At 58.3% G+C, this 22,284-nt stretch carries 21 protein-coding genes and 1 pseudogene; 11 read left to right on the forward strand and 11 right to left on the reverse strand.

Annotation, left to right across the window (positions count from 1 at the left end; all coding sequences use genetic code 11):
* Positions 1-24: 24 nt before the first annotated feature.
* The 3 genes from ACFMO7_RS08145 to ACFMO7_RS08155 all read left to right on the forward strand — a co-directional run bounded on the left by ACFMO7_RS08145 (position 25) and on the right by ACFMO7_RS08155 (position 3,874).
* On the forward strand, positions 25-1,128 hold the full coding sequence (locus ACFMO7_RS08145; RefSeq protein WP_376795016.1) for a DUF1648 domain-containing protein: 1,104 nt from the start codon (positions 25-27) through the stop codon (positions 1,126-1,128).
* A 138-nt stretch (positions 1,129-1,266) separates the two neighbouring features.
* Positions 1,267-2,889: an FAD-binding oxidoreductase gene (locus ACFMO7_RS08150; RefSeq protein ID WP_376795025.1), complete on the forward strand. Its 1,623-nt coding sequence runs from the start codon at positions 1,267-1,269 to the stop codon at positions 2,887-2,889.
* A 211-nt stretch (positions 2,890-3,100) separates the two neighbouring features.
* Positions 3,101-3,874 (forward strand): 3-hydroxyacyl-CoA dehydrogenase, encoded by a 774-nt coding sequence (locus ACFMO7_RS08155; protein WP_297167800.1) that lies wholly within the window; start codon positions 3,101-3,103, stop codon positions 3,872-3,874.
* A gap of 341 nt (positions 3,875-4,215) precedes the next feature.
* Here ACFMO7_RS08155 and ACFMO7_RS08160 read toward each other — a convergent pair whose 3' ends face one another.
* Positions 4,216-5,199: a hypothetical protein gene (locus tag ACFMO7_RS08160; RefSeq protein ID WP_322481012.1), complete on the reverse strand. Its 984-nt coding sequence runs from the start codon at positions 5,197-5,199 to the stop codon at positions 4,216-4,218.
* A gap of 299 nt (positions 5,200-5,498) precedes the next feature.
* Here ACFMO7_RS08160 and ACFMO7_RS08165 point away from each other — a divergent pair, with 299 nt between their 5' ends.
* Together ACFMO7_RS08165 and ACFMO7_RS08170 are read left to right on the forward strand one after the other, a co-directional pair.
* The gene (locus ACFMO7_RS08165) at positions 5,499-6,533 is read left to right on the forward strand and encodes a hypothetical protein (protein ID WP_376795017.1); all 1,035 of its coding nucleotides are present in this window, start codon (positions 5,499-5,501) and stop codon (positions 6,531-6,533) included.
* Between the two features lie 64 nt (positions 6,534-6,597).
* A complete protein-coding gene (locus ACFMO7_RS08170; RefSeq protein WP_376795018.1) occupies positions 6,598-6,954 on the forward strand; it encodes a hypothetical protein in 357 nt (118 codons plus the stop codon).
* A 248-nt stretch (positions 6,955-7,202) separates the two neighbouring features.
* Here ACFMO7_RS08170 and ACFMO7_RS08175 read toward each other — a convergent pair whose 3' ends face one another.
* The 8 genes from ACFMO7_RS08175 to ACFMO7_RS08210 form a co-directional block, all read right to left on the reverse strand.
* Positions 7,203-8,792: a PAS domain S-box protein gene (locus ACFMO7_RS08175; RefSeq protein ID WP_297167404.1), complete on the reverse strand. Its 1,590-nt coding sequence runs from the start codon at positions 8,790-8,792 to the stop codon at positions 7,203-7,205.
* Between the two features lie 121 nt (positions 8,793-8,913).
* Positions 8,914-9,858: a hypothetical protein gene (locus ACFMO7_RS08180; protein WP_376795019.1), complete on the reverse strand. Its 945-nt coding sequence runs from the start codon at positions 9,856-9,858 to the stop codon at positions 8,914-8,916.
* Positions 9,859-10,136: 278 nt separating this feature from the next.
* A complete protein-coding gene (locus ACFMO7_RS08185; RefSeq protein WP_297165565.1) occupies positions 10,137-10,520 on the reverse strand; it encodes an anti-sigma factor in 384 nt (127 codons plus the stop codon).
* On the reverse strand, positions 10,517-11,206 hold the full coding sequence (locus ACFMO7_RS08190; RefSeq protein WP_297165563.1) for a sigma-70 family RNA polymerase sigma factor: 690 nt from the start codon (positions 11,204-11,206) through the stop codon (positions 10,517-10,519). Before ACFMO7_RS08190 ends, ACFMO7_RS08185 begins: the two co-directional genes overlap by 4 nt.
* 308 nt (positions 11,207-11,514) lie before the next feature.
* A complete protein-coding gene (locus tag ACFMO7_RS08195; protein WP_297165561.1) occupies positions 11,515-11,709 on the reverse strand; it encodes a DUF2273 domain-containing protein in 195 nt (64 codons plus the stop codon).
* Between the two features lie 119 nt (positions 11,710-11,828).
* Complete coding sequence (gene amaP, locus ACFMO7_RS08200; RefSeq protein WP_376795020.1) at positions 11,829-12,404, reverse strand: alkaline shock response membrane anchor protein AmaP; 576 nt, start codon at positions 12,402-12,404, stop codon at positions 11,829-11,831.
* Between the two features lie 96 nt (positions 12,405-12,500).
* Entirely contained in the window at positions 12,501-12,977 is a 477-nt protein-coding gene (locus tag ACFMO7_RS08205; protein ID WP_376795021.1) for a hypothetical protein, read from the reverse strand.
* 20 nt (positions 12,978-12,997) lie between these two features.
* Complete coding sequence (locus ACFMO7_RS08210; protein ID WP_297165555.1) at positions 12,998-13,489, reverse strand: Asp23/Gls24 family envelope stress response protein; 492 nt, start codon at positions 13,487-13,489, stop codon at positions 12,998-13,000.
* Between the two features lie 607 nt (positions 13,490-14,096).
* Here ACFMO7_RS08210 and ACFMO7_RS08215 point away from each other — a divergent pair.
* From ACFMO7_RS08215 to ACFMO7_RS08225, 3 genes and pseudogenes are all read left to right on the forward strand, one after another.
* Positions 14,097-14,786, forward strand: coding sequence for a response regulator transcription factor (locus ACFMO7_RS08215; RefSeq protein WP_297165553.1), 690 nt, complete (start codon positions 14,097-14,099; stop codon positions 14,784-14,786).
* A gap of 15 nt (positions 14,787-14,801) precedes the next feature.
* Positions 14,802-16,235 carry a cell wall metabolism sensor histidine kinase WalK gene (locus ACFMO7_RS08220; protein WP_297165551.1) on the forward strand — a complete coding sequence of 478 codons (1,434 nt, stop codon included), beginning with the start codon at positions 14,802-14,804 and terminating at the stop codon, positions 16,233-16,235.
* Between the two features lie 143 nt (positions 16,236-16,378).
* Positions 16,379-17,011 (forward strand): annotated as a pseudogene (locus tag ACFMO7_RS08225) (YceI family protein); the annotation flags it as partial.
* 292 nt (positions 17,012-17,303) lie between these two features.
* Here ACFMO7_RS08225 and ACFMO7_RS08230 read toward each other — a convergent pair.
* Positions 17,304-17,717 carry a DUF4383 domain-containing protein gene (locus ACFMO7_RS08230; protein WP_297167450.1) on the reverse strand — a complete coding sequence of 138 codons (414 nt, stop codon included), beginning with the start codon at positions 17,715-17,717 and terminating at the stop codon, positions 17,304-17,306.
* A 310-nt stretch (positions 17,718-18,027) separates the two neighbouring features.
* Here ACFMO7_RS08230 and ACFMO7_RS08235 point away from each other — a divergent pair, with 310 nt between their 5' ends.
* The 3 genes from ACFMO7_RS08235 to ACFMO7_RS08245 all read left to right on the forward strand — a co-directional run bounded on the left by ACFMO7_RS08235 (position 18,028) and on the right by ACFMO7_RS08245 (position 20,966).
* Positions 18,028-18,687, forward strand: a complete 660-nt coding sequence (locus ACFMO7_RS08235) for an RNA polymerase sigma factor (RefSeq protein WP_297167446.1) — start codon at positions 18,028-18,030, stop codon at positions 18,685-18,687.
* 321 nt (positions 18,688-19,008) lie between these two features.
* A complete protein-coding gene (locus ACFMO7_RS08240; protein WP_297167443.1) occupies positions 19,009-19,800 on the forward strand; it encodes an anti-sigma factor in 792 nt (263 codons plus the stop codon).
* Between the two features lie 371 nt (positions 19,801-20,171).
* Positions 20,172-20,966: a ferritin-like domain-containing protein gene (locus tag ACFMO7_RS08245; RefSeq protein WP_322481157.1), complete on the forward strand. Its 795-nt coding sequence runs from the start codon at positions 20,172-20,174 to the stop codon at positions 20,964-20,966.
* Between the two features lie 124 nt (positions 20,967-21,090).
* On the opposite strand, the gene ACFMO7_RS08250 is transcribed toward ACFMO7_RS08245, so the two are convergent.
* On the reverse strand, positions 21,091-21,957 hold the full coding sequence (locus tag ACFMO7_RS08250; RefSeq protein ID WP_297167816.1) for an EamA family transporter: 867 nt from the start codon (positions 21,955-21,957) through the stop codon (positions 21,091-21,093).
* Positions 21,958-22,284: the final 327 nt, after the last annotated feature.

A 22,284-nucleotide genomic window follows, 5' to 3' on the forward strand; every position in this document is an offset into this window, starting at 1 on the left:
ACGAGAAAGAGGGACAGGCATGCCATGCAAGCTCTCTATACCTGTTTCAATGTCATCATGCTCGTTGGAATCGAAATACTCTGTTGGCTCTGGCCGAACCTGGCTTCTCCAACACTGGCCTTCGGCGTGCGCATCCCGCCGACGCGTCTGGGCGAGCCGGTGATTGCGCAGCTTCGGCGGCGCTATCGTGTCGCGCTGCTATTGGCGGGGCTGATTGAGTTGCTGGCCTTGCTACTAGTGGCCTGGCTGCTACCTCTGGAGTGGCAGCTCTGGCTGATGCCCCTCGTAGTGATAGCAGCGGTAGTCATTGCTGGTTGCCTCTATGCTCTCATGCATCGCACGCTCCGGCGCGTGAAGGAGCGTGAAGGCTGGTATAGCGGTCTGCGCCAGGCCATCGCGGTTGAGGTGGGTCTACCCGAGCGGCAGGCACGACCCTCTCCTGTGTGGCTGGGACTGGATCTGCTGCTCTTGGGGCTGCTCTGGGGGCTGACTGTCGTGCGCTATCCGGCGCTACCGGAGCGCATTCCGCTCCATTTTGGTCCTAATGGTCAAGTTGATCGCTGGGGTGGAAAAGAGGAACTGCTCTTATTCTCCCTGTTCGCCTTGGTGATCAATGTACTGCTTCTCGGACTGGCGCTCACGCTGCCTGTAAGGAGCCGGCGGCTCGATCCAGCAGATCCAGAGCAGGCCCGCCTTGATCGGCAGCGTCAGCAGCAAGCTTTGCGCAATTTGCTGGCTGCGGTGCTAGGAGCTGTCAATCTGAGCTTTTTCCTGATCCTCTTACTGCTGACGCAAGTCATTCCGCCAACAGCATTCGGCATCGTGTTTGTGGGGGTGCTGCTCCTTCCTTTGGCTATCCTGGGCCTGATGATCTTCTACCTTGCTCAGGCCCGACCTGCGCATACCTATGTCGTACGCACGAGCTATGTAGAACGCGACGACGATCGTTACTGGAAGGCGGGGATCTTCTACGTCAATCGCGATGATCCGGCTCTGTTTGTAGAAAGGCGCATGGGAGTGGGTTGGACCGTTAATATGGGCCAACCATTGGGTGTCGGGCTGGTAATAGGCCTGCTGCTCGCAGTGGTTGCTATTCTGCTGGTGCTGCTGCTCCTGGGGCAGCACTGAGCTGGTGCGGAGGGAGACCGGGGCAGGTGATATGCTACAATCAGGAACAGCAGGGCGATCCAAAGCAGGATCGTCCATTCGATCCACTTGCTACCAGTCACTCTTGCTTGTTCTTGTGTCAGGAGCAGAAGTATGAGCATGAGCGCGAAACGGCGCAAATTCTGGGGCTGGGGCTATGAAGGCGATATCCTCGGTGAGGAGGAACTCACCTGGCTCGAAGGGACCTGGGCGGCCTTCTTCGGGGTGGATCAATTTGAGGTGACGCCGCCGCCGGTAGTGGAGGAGATTGACCTGCGGCCTCCGCGCTTAACTGTCCCCTCTGCGCTGGCGGCCATTTGTACGACGGAACCCTATGAGCGCCTGCGCCATGCCTATGGCGCTTCTTTCCCCGACTCGGCCCGTGCCTTTGCGCGTGACTTCTCTCATCCGCCCGATGTGGTGGCCTATCCGCGTGCGATCCAGGACATCACAGCTCTGCTCGACTGGAGCTATGCCAACGACATTGTGGTGATTCCCTTTGGTGGGGGGACCAGCGTCGTGGGAGGCGTCGAGCCGCCGGCGGCAGCGGAACGGGTACTGACCATTGATTTAACACGCATGCAGCGCGTGCTAGAGATCGACGAGCGGTCACAGGTGGCGCTGATCGAGGCTGGGGCTGCCGGCCCGGTGCTGGAGGAGCAGCTAAGACCAGGAGGCTGGACGCTGCGTTTCTTTCCGCAGTCCTTTGAGTTTTCAACTCTCGGAGGCTGGATCGCCACACGCGCCGGTGGCCACTTTGCGACCCTGGCCACGCATATCGATGATCTGGTCGAGGGCATCGAGCTGGTCACGCCGCGTGGTGTGATTGTCTCACCGCGTTTTCCGGCCTCGGGAGCTGGGCCTGATCCACAGCGTCTGTGGCTTGGCTCGGAGGGTACCCTGGGCTTGATCACGCGGGCCTGGGTACGCATTGGACGTCGCCCGCGCTTCCGCGCTTCAGCTAGTGTGTGCTTTGAGGATTTCGCTAAGGCTGTGGAGGCTGTACGCACCATCGCTCAGGCTGGCCTCTATCCTGCCAATTGCCGTCTCCTTGATCCGCTGGAGAGCCTGGGCAGTGGGCTGGGCAATGGGACGCAGGCGTTTTTGATTCTGACCTTTGAGTCGGCAGACCATGCGCTTGATCCCTGGCTGCGGCGTGCACTCGAATTGTGCGCTGATTATGGCGGGGTCGTGGAGTCGCAAGCGAGCGAAAGCGGTGAGGGAGAGGGCCATCGCCAGGGAGCTGCGGGGCGCTGGCGCCAGCGTTTCTTGCGCATGCCCTGGTATCGTGAGGCTTTGACGGCGCGCGGTATCATCTCTGACACCTTCGAGACGGCTGTGACCTGGGAGCGCTTTTCACACCTGTACGAACAGGTGCGGCTCGCGACGGCCCAGGCCATACACGAGGTCACGGGCAAGGCTGGCTGGGTCAGTTGCCGTCTGACGCATGTTTATCCTGATGGGGCGGCAGCCTATTTTACCTTCTGCGCGCTCGGCAGAAAGACATCCCTCGTGGAACAGTTCTGGGAGATCAAGCGTGTGGCTCTAAGTGCTGTGACGGAACAGGGCGGCACGATTACCCACCATCATGCCGTTGGGCGCGATCATCGCCCCTGGTACGATCGTGAGCGACCTGCCCTCTTTGCTGAGGTGCTGCGTGCTGCTAAGGAGACGCTTGACCCTCGCTGGCTGCTCAATCCAGGTGTGCTGCTTGACCCGCCTGTCAGCCTGGGCGTGATATAGTAATAGTGCAGCGGACGCGAAGCCTTGGTACAGCGTCGACGCGCCTGATCAGCCCCTGCTCGCAGCTATTGGACGAGCAAAGCAAGCAAAGACGCTCCAGAGGCCAGTGCAGAGAGAGTGAATCAGGGGCGAGAAAGAAGAAAGGTGCGGTAAACGAGAAGCGGCTGGCTCAGCGTCCTGAATTCAAAAGCGAAGACAAGGGAGTATCAACGTGGAACTCAGCGGCAAAAGTGTCATGGTGACAGGAGGCGCCTCCGGCCTGGGGGCGGCCTGTGTGCGACTCTTCAGTCAAAGCGGCGCGCGTGTGCTCATTGCTGACATCAACAGTGAAGGTGGTCAAAAGCTGGCCCAGGAGATCGGACCTGCGGCGCGCTTTGTGCCAACGAATGTTGTTGAGGAAGCCTCGGTTCTGGCGGCACTCAAGGAGGCCCAAGAAGCCTTTGGCGGTCTGCATATCCTTGTAAACTGTGCCGGCATTGGTCTGGCTGAGCGCACCCTTGGCAAGCAGGGGCCTCACAGTCTTGAAACCTTCACGCGTGTCATTCAGGTCAATCTGATCGGCACCTTCAACGCTCTGCGTCTGGCGGCGCAGGTCATGAGTAATAACGAGCCGAACGCTGAGGGAGAGCGTGGGGTCATTATCAATACGGCCTCGGTGGCAGCTTTCGACGGCCAGATTGGCCAGGCTGCTTATTCGGCCTCTAAAGGTGGTATTGTTGGCATGACGCTCCCTGTGGCCCGCGATCTGGCACGCAACGGTATTCGAGTGGTCACCATTGCTCCTGGCATCTTTGACACGCCGCTGATGGCGGCTCTTCCCGAACCGGCGCGCGTCTCTCTGCTGCAACAGGCGCCCTTCCCGCCACGGCTGGGTAGACCGGAGGAATATGCTTTATTGGCGCGCCATATTGTTGAGAATCCGATGCTCAACGGTGAAGTCATCCGCCTGGATGGAGCGATTCGTCTGCCTTATCTGATCCGTTGAAGTTGTGAGCTGTAGTATATGCAGGGGCCGCCTGGGAAAGCATTGCAGCGCTCCTTTTTTCTTTCGATCAGTCGGGACACTGCTCAAGCCCGCTGAGCGATTAGAGTGAATGAACGAAAGAAGGAAAAATGAGTGCCTTGGAACCGGGCGGCCCCTATTTTGCTGTCGCCTCTCTGGAGGTGATCAGTGTGGTGGCCTGATCCGCAAGGGAGATCAGGGCGGCGGCAAAGAAAGGGCGAACATGGGCTGATCGCTGCTGCCATGAGGCTTCCCTTCCCTGTTAAGTCCCCCTGGAGCTACTGGCGAGGGACAGGTAGCGCGCGCATGTGAACCTATGAGCATTAGCCTGGCCAGTCCTGCAAGTAGTCTTCGAAGGGGGTATCGCGTGGGCCATCGCCGCCGATCTCGCAAATCCACTCATCGGCAAGGTGCCGTTCATAGTGCCAGCTTCCTTCGAGCACGACGAATAAGTCATGATCGGTGTGATCAGCAAGCATCTTCCAGAGGGCGCGGCTGAGCTGGTGCTGTTTGTGGTTAGGCTGGGAGGGGTCTTTCCCGTGCAGGAAGAAGAGGAGCTGCTTTTGCTCAGGGGGAAAGACCTGGCCCAGGAAAAGCATCTTATAGCACAAGGGGCAGAAGAGATGTGCGTAGCGGCTTGGGAGGAGGGCCTCTTGAGGAAAGGAAGTGGTTTCCGGGGGGGTGAGGATAGGGCCTTCATAGAGCGGGGCGTAGGTCTCGTGCAGGATACGGAGGGAGAGACGATGGTAGCGGTCGAGGGAGGCAGGCCGGCGGCGCTGCAGGAAGCGGGGGAGCCAGATGGAGACAGGGATAGGGTCGGGCACAAGAAGGGTGATGAGACCTTGCTGTTGAGAGGAGAGCTGGAGGGCGGCGCGCTGCAAAGTGTGTTCGAAGGCGAAGAAGGAAGAATAGGGCAGGCGAACGATCTCGTGGCTGGGGGAGGACGGCCAGGGAGTGGTAGAGGAGGCAAGGGGTTGTAAGCCCGGCCAGTCGCGGAGGTATGCCTCGAAGGAGAGAGCGCAAGGGCCAGAGCCGCCAATCTTCCGGCTGGCTGGGTCGTTGAGAAGGTTCTTATAGCTTGTGTCATCGCCCGTGAGGACATTCAAGCAGTGGCCCGCATGATCAGCGAGCATCTTCCAAAGGACGGTGTTGTAGATGCTCTGGCTGTGGGGCAGGTCACCCTCTTGGCCACTGTGGAAGTAGGCCACCAGATTAAAGATGCCCATGCTGCGATAGAAAGCTTTACCTAGAGAGAAGTAGACTTTACAGTCCATGCAGGCGAAGATGGCGTCAGCACTGTGACTCATCCCTGTCTAGCCTCCTTTCAGAAGAGTGCTATGGGTCAAGGAAAGCTGCTTCGCTTGCAAGCAGTCTGGCATGGGCTGCCGCCTGAGTGCGCTGGCTGGCGCACGGGCGAGCAGCTGTGTTGATCTGCTTGCTACGCAGGTTCGTCCAGGCAGCGGCGAAAGGGGCCAAGGTGCGCCTGGGTTAGTTCTTGGTCTTTAATCGGTTGCTGCTTACCCTCTCCGGCTCCTGGATGAGGAGAGGCCTGGCGGCCCGGAGATGGGTGGCGCCCGCCTGTATATAGATCTCAGCCTGGCCAGTTGTGCAAGTAGTCCTCGAAGGAGAGATCGGAGGGGCCATCGCTGCCGATCTCACAGGTACCGGCTTCGGCGAGCGTATGGGCATAGCGGGGGTCGTCCGAGACGAGGACGGACAGTTCATGCTCGGCGTGGTCGGCGAGCAGCTTCCAAAGAGCGCGGCTGAGGAGCTGCTGATGGTGGTTGGGCAGGGGAGGGTTGTTGCCGCGGAGGAAGAAGAGAGGGCGGCCTGCGTCGTCGAGGGAGGCGGAGCCGAGGAAGAGCATGACATGGCAGTTGTGACAGAAGAGGTGAGCGTAGGAGCTGGGCGTAGGAGGGAGCCAGGGTGCGGGAGAGGAGGAGGAAGGAGAGGGGGAGGCAAGAGGTCCCTCGTAGAGGGGGAGGTGGGCCTCGTGGAGGATGCGGAGGGAGAGGTGGCGGTAGCGGTCGAGGGAGGCAGGCCGGCGGCGCTGCAGGAAGCGGGAGAGCCAGGAGGAGGCGGGGAGAGGGCAGGGGACGAGGAGGGTGATGAGGCCCTGGGGCTGGGAGGAGAGCTGGAGGGAGGCACGCAGCAGGGTGCGTTCGAAGGCCAGGAAGGAGGGATGGGGGAGGCGAAGGAGTTCGTGGGAGGAAGAGGGGAGAGGAGCAGAGGAGGGAGGAAGCAGGCCAGGCCAGTCTTGCAGGTAGTCTTCGAAAGGAATATCGTGGCTGGAATCGCCTCCGATCCTGCGGGTCTCTGGGTCGGCGATGAGGAGATCATAGTCCGTGCTGTCCTCAACGAGAGCGCGGAGGCGGTGGCCAGCATGGTCGGCGAGCAGCTTCCAGAGAGCGGCGTTATCAATGGATTGGGTATTGATTGGCTGGTTTTGACCGCCGAGGTGGAAATAGAGAATCCGATTCTCTGGGACCCTTGGAGTCCTGTAGATAGCTTTACCGAGAGAGAGATGTATTTTGCAATCTATACAAGCGAACCGACCGTAGATACTCATCCTTGCGGGACTCCTTTGTTTGCTGAGGTGAGAGAGTGCCTGTCTATACTGTACCGCAACGGGTCGCGATAAGCAGCCGAGCTTGCTGCTGGCTGGTCATCTCCTCACCTCCAAGGGGTGAGCCAGTGCTTGAGCTATGATAGCTGCGGGATTGCGACTGAACGTGATGCGCTGTGCCAACCTTTTTGTCCAAGCAGCCCTCGAAGGAGAGATCGGAGGGGCCATCGCTGCCGATCTCACAGGTACCGGCTTCGGCAAGCGTATGGGCGTAACGCGGGTCGCCGGAGACGAAGACGGACAGAGCGTACCCGGCGTGGTCTGCGAGCAGCTTCCAGCGAGCAGCATTGTCGATCACAATCCTATAAGTGGAGGCAGCGCGACCCATATGGAAGCAGATAACCTTGTCACGAGATGCATAACGGATGACTTTGCCCTGTGCGAGTTCCAATTTGCAGTCCATGTAAGCTCAGATGCCATGCATGGCCCGTACTAAACTAACTTTCTCCCTTCTTGAGCCAGGGAGAGGCAGCGCTCTACCTCTTGCAGCCAGTAGAGATCAAATCAAGCATCGCTGGAAGCGAGAGAGACATAGTCTTCCTCTTCCTTTTCCTTTCCTTGACGCTTTCGCCGGACAGGGCTGGCAATTGCCTCCAGCCCTGCTTCCTGCCCCTGCCGTGCAGCGTGCTCCAGAGAGACGTAGCAACCCTCCAAGCTCCGGCTTTCAGGAACGCAGCGCCGCTCTCAGGCTGCCCCTTCCGTTCTACCTGCTTCCTCTGCATGCTCGCTCACTCCCTCCGGTGGCGCGACCAGCGGCAGAGCAAACCAGAAAGTCGAGCCTGCCCCTTCTCGGCTCTCGACACCCACCTCACCACCCTGCTGTTGGATGAGCCGCCGACTGATATAGAGGCCCAGGCCAAGACTGGCCCCGGCGTTCTGGTAGGGTCGAATACCGGGCACCTGATAGAAGCGCTCCCAGATATGCTCACGAGCCTCTTCAGGCAGTCCTGGGCCGGCGTCGCGTACCCAACAACGCACAACGGGATCGTTACGTTCCACCCCCACCTCAATCGGTTCCTCGGGAGGCGAGTACTTTAGTGCATTAGTGAGATAATTATGGACAACCTGCTCAATGCGATCTCGATCGATATAGACAAACAGAGGCTCCTTCTCAGGTAGATTGAGCTGGATAGTGCGCTGAGGAAAAGCCAGTTGCAGATCCTGCACCGTCTCGCGCACAATCTCCACCAGATTCCAGTGAGCCTGGCGTAACTCTAGAGTCTCGTCATGATTGCGAGCCATCTCCAAAAGATCGTTAATCAAACGGTTCTGACGACGCAAATGCTGCTCGCCACGCTCTAAAAGCCCCTGCGCCTGCTCGAAGAGCTGCTGGCGCGTCTCCTCATCCAGCTCCGTCGGGCTTGCCAGACGGCGCAGCAAGCGACGGGCGAGCTGGAGATTACCAAGCAGAGCCGTCAGCGGCGTCTTTAATTCATGGGTGGCCAGGCTGATGAACGCATCGCGTTGACGCTCAAGTGCTGTTTGCTTGCTAATATCGAGCATAGTGCCGATGTAGCCAGCGAACTGAAGGCGCGCATCGCTGTAAGGGGTAGTACGAACCAGCATATCGTGATACTCACCATCGGCGCCCAGCAGGCGAAAGTGAGCCTCAAAGGGCTGCTGCTCTGTGAAGGCCATACGCCAGTGTTCCAGCACCCGCCGGCGATCAGATGGATGGATCACGGTGGTCCACTGCCAGCCCTGAGACTTCTCCAGTGAAAGCCCGGTAAAGCGCTGCCAGGTCGTATTGAAATAAACAGCGGCTCCTGTCGTATCAGTCTGCCAAATAATAATAGGGGCATGCTCGGCCAGACTGCGGAAGCGTTCCTCATTGGCCTTTAGCGCCGCCTCGGCCTGTTTACGCTCAGTAATATCGCGCGAAATAGCAAGCAAGTAAGCAATGCGGCCCTCATGATCGAAGAAAGGAGTGATGGTCACCTGCCACCAACGAGGAGACCCTTTCATCGTTGGGCAAAAGCCTTCAAAATGTCCCACCCGTCCAGAGCGGGCCTCAGCCAGGGCCTGCTCTGCCAGAAGGCGGCCCTCGCCTGACCAGAAAGTCACCCACTCGCTATTGAGGCAACTGGCAACATCCTCGATCTCCAAAGCCCGCAGACCGCCGCGATTAAGCCAGAGCAAGTGCCCCTCATGATCAAGCAGCTTAATGCAATCGGGACTATTGTCAATGATCTCGCGAGTATGGCTTTCCTGCAGTAGTTGCTCGATAGAAGGTCCTCTAGCAGAAGGCCCCTGCTCTGGAAATGTTCCTGCCATTGCGGCTACTCCTCTTTTCCTGATCGAATGAAATCCGAGTCACAACGCTCTTAATTATGCCACTATTTTCGCTCTTTGGGGATTCTCTTCTGCGGCTTACTTCTGCTCAATATCTCACCGCTCACTCACTGGCCTCATCCGCGTCAGATGGAGACGGGGGCGGAGTCTCCGCTGTTGAGGGCGAAGAAGGCCCGCCCACACGAGGGCCTGTAACCTCGGCGGAGCTGGGAGCGGACCCGGCTGGCCCGCCCATAATAATCTGGCGCAAAAAGACCGTATTAGGGATTGAAAGCAAGCGCGTCTGGCCTCTTTCGTCGGTGATCTCCACTGTCGTGTACATGCCCGACGTGGCCTGGAAGCGTCCCTCATACTCGCCAAAGCGCAACTCCTGGGCGGGCGAGAAATGGCGACGGATATAATAGCCCGCAATAATGTTGCGCGCCGCCTCCTGTGAACCGAAGCCGAAGCTTAAAGCGATGGCCAGCCCCAAAGCCGCCAGCAAGATCGTAAAGCTCGTCGTGAGGACCGTCGTATCAATGCCCAGCAGTGAAATAGCGATGATCACCAGAAAGGCCAGCAGAACGTACTCCACCAGCGCAGCCAACAGGCGGCTGTAGGCAATATTGACACTGCGTGCCAGGGCCGCCACAGTCGCAGCCAGAAAGCGTGCCCCTAGGCCACCAAGCAAGACCAGCAAGGCAGCGCTGATGGCTCGCGGCAAAAAGTGCAGAATAGCATCTAAAAAGTCAACTAAGCTTATAAACTCAAGTAAGCGAGCGGCAGATGTAAAGAAACTCAGCAGCAAGAAGAAGAAAACCGCGTTTGCCAGGAAACGTGGCACCGAAGGAGAAAGACCTAGTCGGCGTAAAAAAGCCGCAAAGCCAAGGCGCTCACCGAGCTGCTGCACCCCCAAATGATCCAGGAAGAAGCGCAGTCCCCAGCGCACCAGCAGACTAATCACATAGCCGATGGCCAGCAGCAACAAGCTATTGATCAAGCGAGGGACAAACGAAGCGATCTCCAGCAGCGTCTTGCTCAAGCTATCAATAACTGGTTGGATACTCATGGCCTTCCTCATCTTCCTTAGCAGACTGCAGCAACCACCGTGCTCACTCACAGTGATACTTTATGCTGAGTTGGCACCCATCCACCCGTCGGGCTCCCCATCGAGCATTTGCCCGCTCTGTTCTGCCCGCCATGCCTCGCCCCAGCGCCGGACGGGCTGCCAGAGCAACCAACTGACCCGATCAGGACAGAGTGGGGGAACCGCACTCACATGGCGGACGAACAGAGGACAAGGCAGCCTGAGAAGCAAAGCAGTCCGAAAAAGGCTGGGTAACCACCTCAGGAAGGCCTGGCGTCAACCTGCACAGCGGCGCCCTCCTCGTTAGTCTCCCAGTTCGGAACCAGAAGAGTGCCCAGCATCTGGAGCAACTCTCTCAGCCAGGTTGTCAAAGCTAAGGCTGAGAGGTCGAGCAACTCCAGGCTACAGCGCTCTTGATGAAGACGGGTCAGGATACGGCGCTCCAGATCGCCTGACACCGAAGGGACCGCGCCTTCGCGCTGCCGCAGGGCCTGAAAAAAAACATGGACCTGGCGCGCAATCTCGAATTCACGGCGGCAGTCTGGACAGGCCGCAAGCGCAGCCCGAGCCTCAGCGTGCTGGGCTGGGGATAAACTGCCGTCAACCAACTCTGGAAGAAGGGATCGCAGTTCGTCACAATTCATGACTGCTCCTCTGCTGTCCTCCGCTGCCGCAGAACCTGCTGAGCCTGCTGAGGTGAACGCTGGCGCTCTGCACGCTCTGACCGAGAGCGGGGGCGTACAACCCGCGCATAATGGCCACAGAGCTTGAGAAAGAGACGCTGGAAAGCCAACCGAGCCCGATGCAGACGCATCTTGATGGCTCCCAGGCTCAAGTCAAGTGCGCGCGCCATATCATCATAGCTCAGCTCTTCCAGCTCTCGCATCACAAGAATCTGAGCCTGATCTCGCTCTAAAGTACAGAGAACTGTATTAATACAATCTCTCAGCTCATTACGCAGTAGTTGTTCCTCTGGGTGGGCCAGAGCGACTGCTGCCGTCGAAGAAGGCTGAGACTGCTCTGGCACCTGCTCAATAGAGGAAGCCCACGCATGGCGCCGACGCCGCTCCAGCGAGTCCAGAGCGGCATTGGTAGCCATACGATACAGCCAGGTTGAAAACTGGGCGGGTTGCTTAAGCTGGGGCAGCGAGTAGTAGGCCTTAAGCAAGACATCCTGAGTGATATCCTCAGCTTCCTCCCGGTTGGCGACGATCCGATAGACCAAGGTATAGATGCGCTGGGTATAGCGCCGGACCAGCTCCTCAAAGCTGCGCGTAACCGCGGGCAGCTCACGCTGGCAGCGCATCACCAGAACAGCATCACTAAGCATGCTCTCGTCCAAGGACGTATTCCACCTGCGAAAGAGCAGGCATGACCGCCCACGCAAGAAGGAACTGTCTGCCCTACCCATCAGCTAACCCGCAGTGGCCTTTCCCAGGGCTGGATCACAAGGCTACGGCGGTCTGTCCAACTTTGCTCTCCTGCCTGGCTCTCTTGAGGCAGGCTCGGCAGCTACACCAGACAGGAGAAGGCTCTGAGCGACCATAGAAACTAGAGGCAGCACAGTCCCTGGCGGTCATGCCAGGGCAGAGTCAGGAACGGGGCGAGAGAGCGAGCGAATGAGCGACTTCACTCGCCTCAGACCAAATCGCGCCGGCGTCCCTGCAAATCCTCCCAAAGGGTCACCACATTAATACGGCCCTCGGCGATCCCGCCGATCAGCCAACCGAGAAAGGCCAATACAGCAACCAGGAGCGCGGCCCCAAAGCCAAAGGCTACCCAGACTACCCCAAGGGCAAAGCCTAGCACCAGGCCCAAGGTACGAGCGGTCATCTTCTCACTTCCTCCTTTCATCTCAGTGCATTGCGCAATGCCACGCTCACCTGCGACTGTGACCAGCTACGGCAGCGCAGCCAGCCAACCTGGTCGAGCGGAGCATTGCTCTTCCTTCCCTAGCGGACTCGCCTACCGCGTCCTGGAGAGGCAACCTGCGTTGCAATCTCTACCCGCGCCACTGGCAGGCCAAGATGGTGCTGAAGAGTCTGCTGTAGCTTCTCCTGAAGCGTTTTGCCCACCTCCGGGGCCGCCGCATCTGGAGAAATCGCCGCTTGAACGCGCACACGCAGGCCCTGTTGCTCCTGGCGCACGGCGCCGCGTGTCTCCACAATGCCCGGCACCGTCCCAGCAACATAACGCACTAGCTCATTGACGCTACTACGCGTTACAGCGACCATACCGCGGCTATCGTGTTGGATAACGAACTGGGCTGGTGGACGCTTGCCCGGCAGCAGCTCCACGATGAGCAGGATCAGACCGACCAGCGCCAGACCTATCCCCACAAAAGTCGCGGTAGTAGCATCGGCCTGGTTAAGATGGCTCAAAAACTCCCACTGCCGTTGCAAGAAACCGCCAGGACTGACCTGGGCTGCGGTGACCAGCCCCGCCTCTAACAGAATGAGCACAACTCCCGCGACCAGGGCCGCCAGGCTTAAGAGCAGGATCAACAGACGATTGAATATATTTCTCATAGCACTTCCTCAGAAAAGCAGAGAGAAACGGCGTTCCCACTCACTAGCTTGCGAGACATCAAGAGGGAGTGGGAGCGCACGTTACAAAGACAGCCCCTAACGCACATCATCGAAGAAGACATGAATCATGCGTGCAGGCTGTTGCCCAGCTTGTGCAAGCGCACGCTGGACCGCAGTGCGGATCTGCTCGCTCAACTCCAGAAGAGAGAGCGCATTGCTCGCGCTGCTACTGCTAGCGCTAGACGGAGGTGGACGCCTCTGAGGCCGAGAGCCAACGCTACCACCGGTGCCGACAGAGCCACCGCTACGAGTGGAATAGCCATCGCGCTGCACTGGCGAACTGCGTAGAGCCTGCTCGGCCAACACCACCCGGACATCAACCTCCAGCGAGTCTGGCGTGGGGCGTTTCAAAACGACCCCACGCACAAACTCGCCAGGACCATAGGTACCTTCACGGGCGAAGCGACCCGCGCTTAGCTCCAGCACCGCTGGAAGTTGACAAACTGCCTCTGCCACCGCCCGCGCCAACGAGAGATCGTCAAGGCTCCTCGGGGCCGCTTGCTGCTCAGTCATACCCCTGGCCATCCTCTCTGCTATTGCACGCGTGGCTGATTCTGACGCGCCTGCTCTTCAGGGAAGTAGAGGTCAGTCACCGCGATATTGACCTCTTTGACCGTGAGACCTGTCATAGCCCCGACGCGATTGATGATATTCTGACGCACTGCTGCCGCGACCTGGGGAATGCTCACGCCGTAGTCGACCACCATATTCAGATCGATGGCCGCCTCCTGCTGACCAACCTCAACGTTGACGCCAAGCGAGCGTGTATCTCCACCAGTAACGCGGCTGGCCAGACCAGCAATGGCTGCCCCTGCCCCGGTAGGAACCAGATCATGTACCCCTTCAATCTCACGGGCGGCAATGCCGGCAATCTTGGCCACGACATTATCGGCGATCGAGGTCTTCCCTTGTGGGGTCACTGCCTCCAGCCCACGCCCCGTCGTCGCGGGGGCAACTCCGCGAATCGGGCCATGCTGGGTGGCCGTAGCTGTTGCGGTCGTCTGTTCATCAGGACGATCTGCCATTTTAACAACCTCCTTTGATCGTAGCAAAGAGTAGCTATCGGTATTGCTTCTTTTCTTGCGTTGCCTCTGTCGTATGCTTCGGGCCGCTCAGGCCCTAGACAAAAGGAAGATGGCTACCGAAAAGAGCCTATCAGGCTGCTCTCATCTTTATGATAGAGAGGATGCGAATGTCCACCACCGAAAGAGAGAGACGGCAGAACTTTCAAAAAGTCACGCCTCACTTTTCGTTAGTGGCGACCAGCGGGCGCCATCTTTCCCCTACAAGAAGGACTCCACAAACAAACACGGCCTGTCCCGGTCCGGCGTTTCTGCCTGGAGCAAAACAGCGAGCAACTAACAAGAAGCCGGGTGCCGTTGAGCTTAACAAAGTTCACACAATTTTCCAATCGGATTCTCATAAAGAGCTGTTATGCTGGAAAGGGCGGACTCTGAGAAGCGACCAGGGAGTCAAGCGCCTTCTCCTCTCTGGCTGTTGGAACCCAGTTAGTAGCATGCAGAAGGCCTCTCAGAGGACAGGGCGGAGAGCAAGGAAAGAAAGCACAACCGTCCGAGGTAGTCAACCGCTGCCTGCCGTACCGGCAAATGTGAGCATTCGGGGGAGGAAGGCATGCATATTCTTGTCGTTGAGGATGAGAAGCGTCTAGCCTATCTCTTGCGCCGTGTGCTGCAAGAGGAGCGGCACACTGTAGATCTCGCTCACGATGGCCAGAGCGGCCTTGATCTGGCGCTCTCGGACACCTATGACATTGTGATTCTTGATCTGATGTTGCCTGGCATCGATGGATTAGAGATTTGTCGGCAGATGCGCGCCGAGCACATTACCACACCCGTTCTCATGCTGACGGCGCGCGGTGCTATCGAAGACCGCGTCACTGGCCTGAACGTGGGGGCGGATGATTATCTAACCAAGCCCTTTGCTATGGCTGAGCTGCTAGCGCGCATCAATGCCTTGCTACGGAGACGCGACCGCCGCTTTGATGATAACCTCCAGTTGACTGTTGGCGACCTGACCCTTGATCTGGTGCGTCACGAGGCGCGCCGCGCAGGACGAGTCATTGAACTGACAGCGAAAGAGTTCGCGCTGCTAGAGTATCTCATGCGCCATCCTGGCCAAGTCCTCAGCCGCACGCAGATTATCAATGCTGTCTGGCGCTATGACATCGATGCCCTCTCCAATGTCGTCGATATCTACATTCACTACTTGCGTGACAAGATCGATCAAGGTTTCGCTTATCCATTGATAAAAACTGTACGTGGCGTGGGCTATAAAATTGAAGGGCGGGAGAACGGCAAGTAAACCGGGGATAGTACTATGTTCCAAGGCCACAAATGGCACTGGCCTAGACGACGGCTGCTAACTCAAGAAGCGGGAGCGAGCCTCTTCCGTGGTCTGCGCACGCGCCTGACACTCTGGTACTGTGGTGTTCTGGGAGCGGCGCTCATCCTCTTTGGGGTAGCGCTCTACTTTGGCGCCCACTACTTTCTCTTGCAGCCACTGCAGGACACGGCTAAGCAACATGCGCATATGCACGTCGAGCAATGGCTTGCGGGACATCTTGACCGTGCCTGTGCCTCTCCTCTGCCGGGCAACCCTTTCCCGGCACCCAGCAAAGAAGGCCCAGCGATGGAATGGGTGCTCTGCTTTGATGCGCAGGGTCATCTCCTGGTTGACAACCTTGATCAGCTTCCACCGGGCCTGCTCAGCGGTAACCTTGTACAACAGGCTGCTCAACAAGGCAGTGCCAGCGACATTGTTGACGGAGGGCGCTCCTTCGGAGCTATCTATCGCTATGCTGTGGCTGTGCCTGGCACTAACAGCTTTGGCGCCAGAGGGGTCGTGATGGTGGGCGAATCAATCCAGGCCCAGGAAAATGCCCTCTCGTTACTGCTGATCCTCTTGCTCTGCCTGGGAGCTTTAAGCCTGCTTGGAGCGGGCATCGGTGGTCTCTTTCTGGCAAACCGGGCCCTGGCCCCGGCACGTCTGGCCTGGGCCAATCAACAGCGTTTTATCGCCGATGCCTCGCATGAGCTACGCACGCCTCTCACCCTACTGCGGGCCGATGCTGAGGTCTTACTGCGCAGTCGTGAGCGCTTGCAGGGGGAGGATGCCGCCCTTTTAGAAGATATCGTTACCGAAACCAACCACCTGGCAGCGATCGCTAACAACCTGCTTACCCTGGCGCGCCTTGACAGCGGCCAGATGCATCGCGAGCATGAGGTTGTCGATCTAGCGGCCCTGGCCCATAATGGGGCGCGGCGCATTCGGGCGCTCGCAGCCCAGAAAGCTATTCAAGTACAAGAGGAGCCTCTAAGGAGACCCTATGTGATCGGTGATCCCCTGCTACTCGAACAGGCCATTCTTGTCCTGCTGGATAATGCCCTCAAATACAACCGGCAAGGCGGCAAGGTCCTTATTCGCACCCTGGAACGCGACGGACGGGCCTGTCTGGAGGTTCACGATACAGGTATTGGCATCCCACCGGAGCATCTGCCACACCTTGGAGAGCGCTTCTATCGCGTCGATAAGGCGCGCTCGCGTGAGGCCGGTGGCACCGGCCTGGGCCTCTCGATTGCGCGCAGTATCGCCAGGCTCCATCGTGGCCAATTGACGCTGACCAGCGTGCCTGGTCAAGGCACCATTGCCACGCTCAGCCTGCCCTTAGCGCAGAGCCAGCGCTCGGAGAGACTACAGCCGCGGCCTGCGCCCCTCGGGGCAGGCCCCGGACAGCAAGCAAACGTATACTAGACGGGCCTCAATTGCTACGGAGGAGTTTTTTTCTCTACAGGGGGATTCTCTCCCAATCCCGTAAACGGCGCAACAGCTCAGCGTAAAAGATAAAAGAGTGGGTCAATTGGAGTGACGGCATAGTGCTTTTACAGGGAGGAACTATGAAAAGGAAGAGCATCATCGTTGCGGTTGTCGTTGTAGTGGTCATCGTCGCTGCCCTCATCGGCGGCTTCCTGGTCTATGCCCAACACTTTGCCAGCAGCGTCAATCAGCCGCATCAGGCGGCAGGCCCGATCAGTGTTACCGGGACGCCGACCACGATTGCGGGATTACGCACTTTCCAGATTGTGCCAGACCAGACCACAGTCAGCTATAGCGTCTACGAAAACCTTATCATTGAGAATAAGCCGCATAACAAGGTCGTTGGTACGACCCATGCGGTTCAGGGCAGCTTTGGAGTGCGTACTGATCCCTCGCCTCTGATCGCCAACATGAAGATCACCGTTGATCTACGCACTTTGCAGACCGATTCGCCGCGACGCGACAACTATGTGCAGCGCAATGCTCTCCAGACCGATCAATATCCCTACGCGACCTTTGTCTCCGTACTCACCGAAGGGTTGCCTGCCAGCTACAGCGATGGGCAGAACGTCCATTTCAAGCTGATCGGCAACTTGACCATGCATGGCAAGACCAACCGTGCTGAATTCGATGTTCAGGGGAAGCTCAGTGGCGATACCATCACTGGCACAGCGACCACGACGATCTATATGACCGACTTCGACATTCAGCCGCCGAATCTCGCCAACATTGCCATTTCTGAGAATCAGGTGACGCTCAGTGTCACCTTCACTGCTCGCGCGACCGGAAGCTGAGCGGCTGCCGACTCCTCGCAGACAACGACGAGGCGGCCACTAGGATGGAGGCTCCCTCAGGGCCTCTCTCAATGACAAGAGGCCATAGACGAGCCTGGCGAGTCTTCGCCGGCCCGTCTATGGCCTCGCCATTTCATGGAGGGAAGCAAGCCGTAGCCTGCACAGGTGGTAGAAGAGGAGTGGGCTTCTCCCTGAGCGAGGGAGCGGCCGCTTAACGTACTCTACCGTAACCCTCGCCTGAGACGGCCTGGCGACCAATTGGCAGGAAGCCAACCAGGGCAGCAGCGGCGCCGACAATCAGATGCAGCAGATTATCGGCCAGGTTAATGTGAACAAGGCCGAGCAGCATCCCGTCGGGAGCCAGGCCTGGAATGAATCCCAGAATCCCTACCAGCAGGTAAACAATCCCTAGGGCCTGAGCATACAGGCGGGACCATCCCGTGAAGGCCGCTGCGATGCCGAGAACCCCCACCAGCAGATGAATCAGATTGTGCTCGATGTTGACAGCGAAGATGCCTAAGAGGGCCCCATCGGTCGGATTGAGGATAAAGCCCAGAATACCCACGAGCAAGAAAACGATTCCCACCACGAGAGCAAAACTACGAGCAAGGTCAAACTGTCTCATAAGGCCAAACCTCCTTTCTGCAAAGGGGGTACGTGATTGTGGGCTTGGCGGATTACTCCATACCTTCTTGCCTGGCCTGGCCGGCCACGATGCGACTGAGTGACTTCCAACTGCCCTTTGGCTTGCTGCCGCGGTCGGCAAGCCAGAGATCCAAAGGGCCATCTTTTGCGTATCCATCCCTAGAGAGAGCCTGTGATAGCAAGCGTGAGCGTGGCTGGTGACGCGGCTTCACTTGGTGTCAGGCCTATAATGGCCACTGTAGTGGCCTCTGTCTGGATCTTTTTGCTTGCGACGAGGACCGTGGAGTGCAATGAGTGCATCGGGGAAGAAGGAGGGGCAAGGCTCGGGGGGAAAAGCTTCCAGCTCTGGACACAGGGCGGCGCCCCCGCACATCCCTATTGAAGAGTTGAGCGACGAAACGCTCGTGCGGGCGATTTCGCTCGGTGTTGTCTGGGCGCTGGAAATGCTCTATGAGCGTTACCATCGCCTGCTCTATTCTGTAACCTATCGCATGGTCAAGGATCATCAGATTGCCGAGGACTTGTTGCAAGAGGCCTTTCTCGCTGTCTGGCAAAACGCCGGCAGCTATTCCTCGCGCATGGGCTCGGTCCAGAACTGGCTGATCTCGATCATGCGCCATCGGGCAATCGATTACCTGCGTCGCCTGCGCACTCATGCCGAGCTGCGCGGGATGCCTCTAGAAGACGCTGCCACCAGCGAAGAGATGGTATCTGCCGATGCCTGGGATGCGGTCTGGCGCTCTGTCCAGGGAGCACAGTTACGCAGAGCGCTGATGTTGCTCTCCAGCGAGCAGCGCTTGGTCATCGAGCTAGCCTATTTCCAGGGCTGGACCCACTCCGAGATTGCCCGCGCCTATGGCCTTCCCTTGGGAACTGTCAAAGCCCGGATGCGCCTGGGTCTGATGCGTCTGCGCAGCATCCTCGAACGACTCGGTAGCGTCGAAAGCTAAGGCGCTGCCCCCAGGATGGAGCTTGTCAGATCTCATCTGCTCGATGGCCTGACTGATGGGCGCAGTTCGACGGCGGGCACTCGCTCTACTCAGTGCTTAGCTGCTGGTAGACCAACGCTGTCTGCTGCTTTCCTGCCTGTCTTGATGAGGAAGGAGAGAGCAAGGCGATCATCCAGTGTCGGATCTTTATCATGTAGAAAAAGCAAAAAAGGTAGAGCGTACAGGAGCCAGCTCGCCCCGGCTTGGCACGCTGACAGGGAGCGTTACAATAAATGAAGCGGGTCGCCCTGGGAAGAGAGAGCAATGGAGACGGAGCCCCTTATGAATTGCCAGGAATTCGAAGAGCTTTCCGGTGCCTATGCCCTTGATGCATTAACAGAAGAGGAACGACGTGCCGCCGATGAGCATCTTGCTCAGTGCCCGAAATGTGCCCGGGCAGTGCAGCAGCTACGTAGCGTCGTCGAATTGTTCCCTCTTACCGTTCCCCCGGTTGAACCCTCACCACGTGTGAAGGAACGGATTCTCGCGCGCATTGAGGAGCAAACCCAACAGCTGCGCTCAAGTCAGCTACAGACAGCCCTGCCTTCCAAGCCAACGGATCGCTCTCAACGGGCCATCAGTTGGCGCTGGCGCTGGGCTGCTTTGGCCACGGCTGCCATCTTGCTGTTTGCCCTCCTGGGCGCGAGTGTTGCCTGGAATGTCTCTCTGCAGCAGCAGCTTAGCCATCTACAGCAACAGGTTGCCCAGCTAAGCAGCCCGGAGGCTCCTATTGTCTCCTCGCTCTATGGCACTGCTCTGGCCAGCTCGGCCCACGGCGAGATCATGTACTTTCCTCGTCAACAAGTTACTGTGGTCGTCGTCTATGGTCTCCCTCGCTTAGAGGGTACCCATGTTTATCAGGGCTGGCTCCTGCGTCACCAGCAACCGACAAGTATTGGTTTACTGACGCTTGAAAATGGCGTGGCCACCCTCAACTTTCAAGGCTCCCTGGCTGGCTACGATAGCCTTGCCATCAGTCTCGAAAACGGCCCTCAACCCAGCCTGGACGCTCCCAAAGGTCCGATCGTTGCCCTGGGTACGCTGACCAGTTCTCGGACAAGTTATCATAACTAGTGGAATATCCTCTCTTCAGAGGATAATCCATATATTCATGATAATAGTATCCTGGAAAGCAGTAATCCAGAGGTCAGGATTCAGCGTATTCGGGATTCGAGGAGAAGAAGGGAGACAGATCGCAGGCGACCCTCACCTGCTCCCAGTCAGCGGCGTGCTATGCGGCTTAGCCTGCCTCAGCCAAAGGCCAATGGCCTATTGCTCGCTCGCTAGCATTCGGCCCGCCTTTCCTGAAAGCCTCCTCTCTCTGACTGGGAACCAGTGGGTAGGGGGAGCCAGAACACGCGCCTGTTCTCGCTTTTTCTCCCCGCCAACCGTATAGCCTGCTATTAGCAGCAGAACAGGTGAGAACGATAAAGGAGCATCGGGATATGGAAGAGATAAAAGAGAGAGCAGTGCCTGAACTGAACGGCGAGACCAGGCAACCGGAACCAGGCCGGCGCACCCTCTTGAGGGGAGTGGCTTGGGGAGCACTGGCGGGGGCAGGTCTAAGCACAGCGCTTTCAGCGGCGGTCACGGGTGTCGTGCGAGAGCAAGTGGCCCATGCTGCGCCTACAGCCAGCAATAGCTGTGTGACACCTATCAAAGATATTTTCACCATTGCGCGCACCGCCGAGCGTTTAGCCGTGACCTTTTATAGCAACGGCTTGCAGCATGCCTACCGTCTCGGCTTGACCTGGCGTGAGATTGCCGCGCTGGAAGCGGCCCTTGTCGAAGAGCAGATTCATGAAAACTTCTTTGCCCAGGCTGGCGGTGAAGTCCTGGCCAGTGAATTCAGCTTTCCTCATGGCCGAGAGACCTTCGAGAATCTGCACCTCTTTATTGAGACCCAGCAGCAGCTAGAAGGGGTCTTTGACTCAGCCTTCCTCTCGGCGGTTCGTGAGCTGGCCCAGCAGAATCGCCCAGATCTTGCCCAGATCGCTGCGCAGATTGCCACTGTCGAGGCTGAGCATCGTGCTCTTGGGCGCTTCATTGGACGCCTTGACCCTGCCGATAACTGGGCCTTCTCGCCCGTGCTGGTTGCCAAAGTTGGCGACGCGCCTGCTCTCATCCAGAAGGCTGGCTACCTCAATCCTCGCCCTGGCAACCGTTTCCCCTATCATCCTGTCAGCACAGCCGACCGAGGTGTCAGCTATCGCACACCCTATGCTGTGGCCTGCTCCTAGGTAATGCTGATTGCCAGGTTCACCGCTCGTTTGCCAGTGAGGGACGACCAGGGAGGAATGCCTATGGCGGGCGAAGCCCTCAAGTCGCCTCCTCACTGGCGTTGCACTTATCTTCCCTCCACCCTCACGGCTGCAGCGCGATGCACAGAATGCCGAAGAAGATAAGCAGGGAGCCAATCAGCTTCTGCCGTCCAAAGGACTCGTGCAAGAGCACAGTGCCCATCACCGCGGCGAAGACAACCGAAAGCTCGCGTGCTGAAGCGATATAACTGACCTCTGTCTGTCTCAGGGCCAAGAGCACAAGTAAGTAGGAGAGCAGAGCCAGAATAGCGGCCAGTATGATACGTGGTGCGTGGGCCTGCCACTCAGCGCGGACCGCTGCCTGCCGGGCCAGAAGCATATAGGGCAACAGATAGAGTGCTGAAAGCACAAAGACGCAATAAATATACGGAAGAGGGGCAGTAGAGAGCAGGCCCACCTTATCGACCGTCGAGTAACCAGCGATGCTTAAACCGCAGAGCACGGCCAGGAGTGCTGCCGGTTCGCGCAGCCGGCGCAGCGGGGCGGTGAGTTCCTGCCAGGCGAAGGCTCGCAGATGGATCACATAGATGCCGGCGACAATCAAAAGAATCCCCAGGCCTCCCACGAGCGACAGGCGCTCACCCAGCACCGTAAGCGCGATGATGGTCACAAACAGCGGGGCGCTACCACGTGCCAGCGGATAGACCAGCGAGAGATCCCCGTAGCGATAAGCCGCCCCCAGCAGCAGATAGTAGGCGGCCTCCAGCGCAGCCGAGAGAGCAATCAGGGGCCAGACATGCAATGGCACAGGCTGATAAAATAGCAGAAACGGAAAGAAGAAGATGAGGCAAGCGGAGCAGATAGCTAACCAGATGAACACCTGCCGGTCCTTGCCCTCTTTCGACAGCAGGTTCCAGCTACTGTGCATGAGGCCAGCACAGACCAGGAGCGCGAGGACCTGGACACTCATGGCTCAGAAAGGCTCCTAGCGGGGCGAAAGATCAGTCTGCTCTGCTTGGCGTGGAGCAGGCATCTAATGGATGCCACTACCAGCGTGAGGGTTGCCCGCAGTCTGCCCTCCGCGCCTCCTGGGGGCTGACCCGCTGTTGCTCCCTCTCGCTATATAGCGATTCGCCCGAATTGGCCAGCACGGCGATCGATAGCTCTCTCTTCCCAAGATCAGAGCCAGGACGGTATCACCAGTATATCCGGTGGGTGCTGTTAAGTCCAGCCTACCAGCGAGCCGGCTGCAAACAGGTTGCAGTGAGTGCCACACCTCTTCTTGACCATTGCTTTT

The sequence above is a fragment of the Thermogemmatispora sp. genome (assembly GCF_042408735.1).
Classification (GTDB): domain Bacteria; phylum Chloroflexota; class Ktedonobacteria; order Ktedonobacterales; family Ktedonobacteraceae; genus Thermogemmatispora.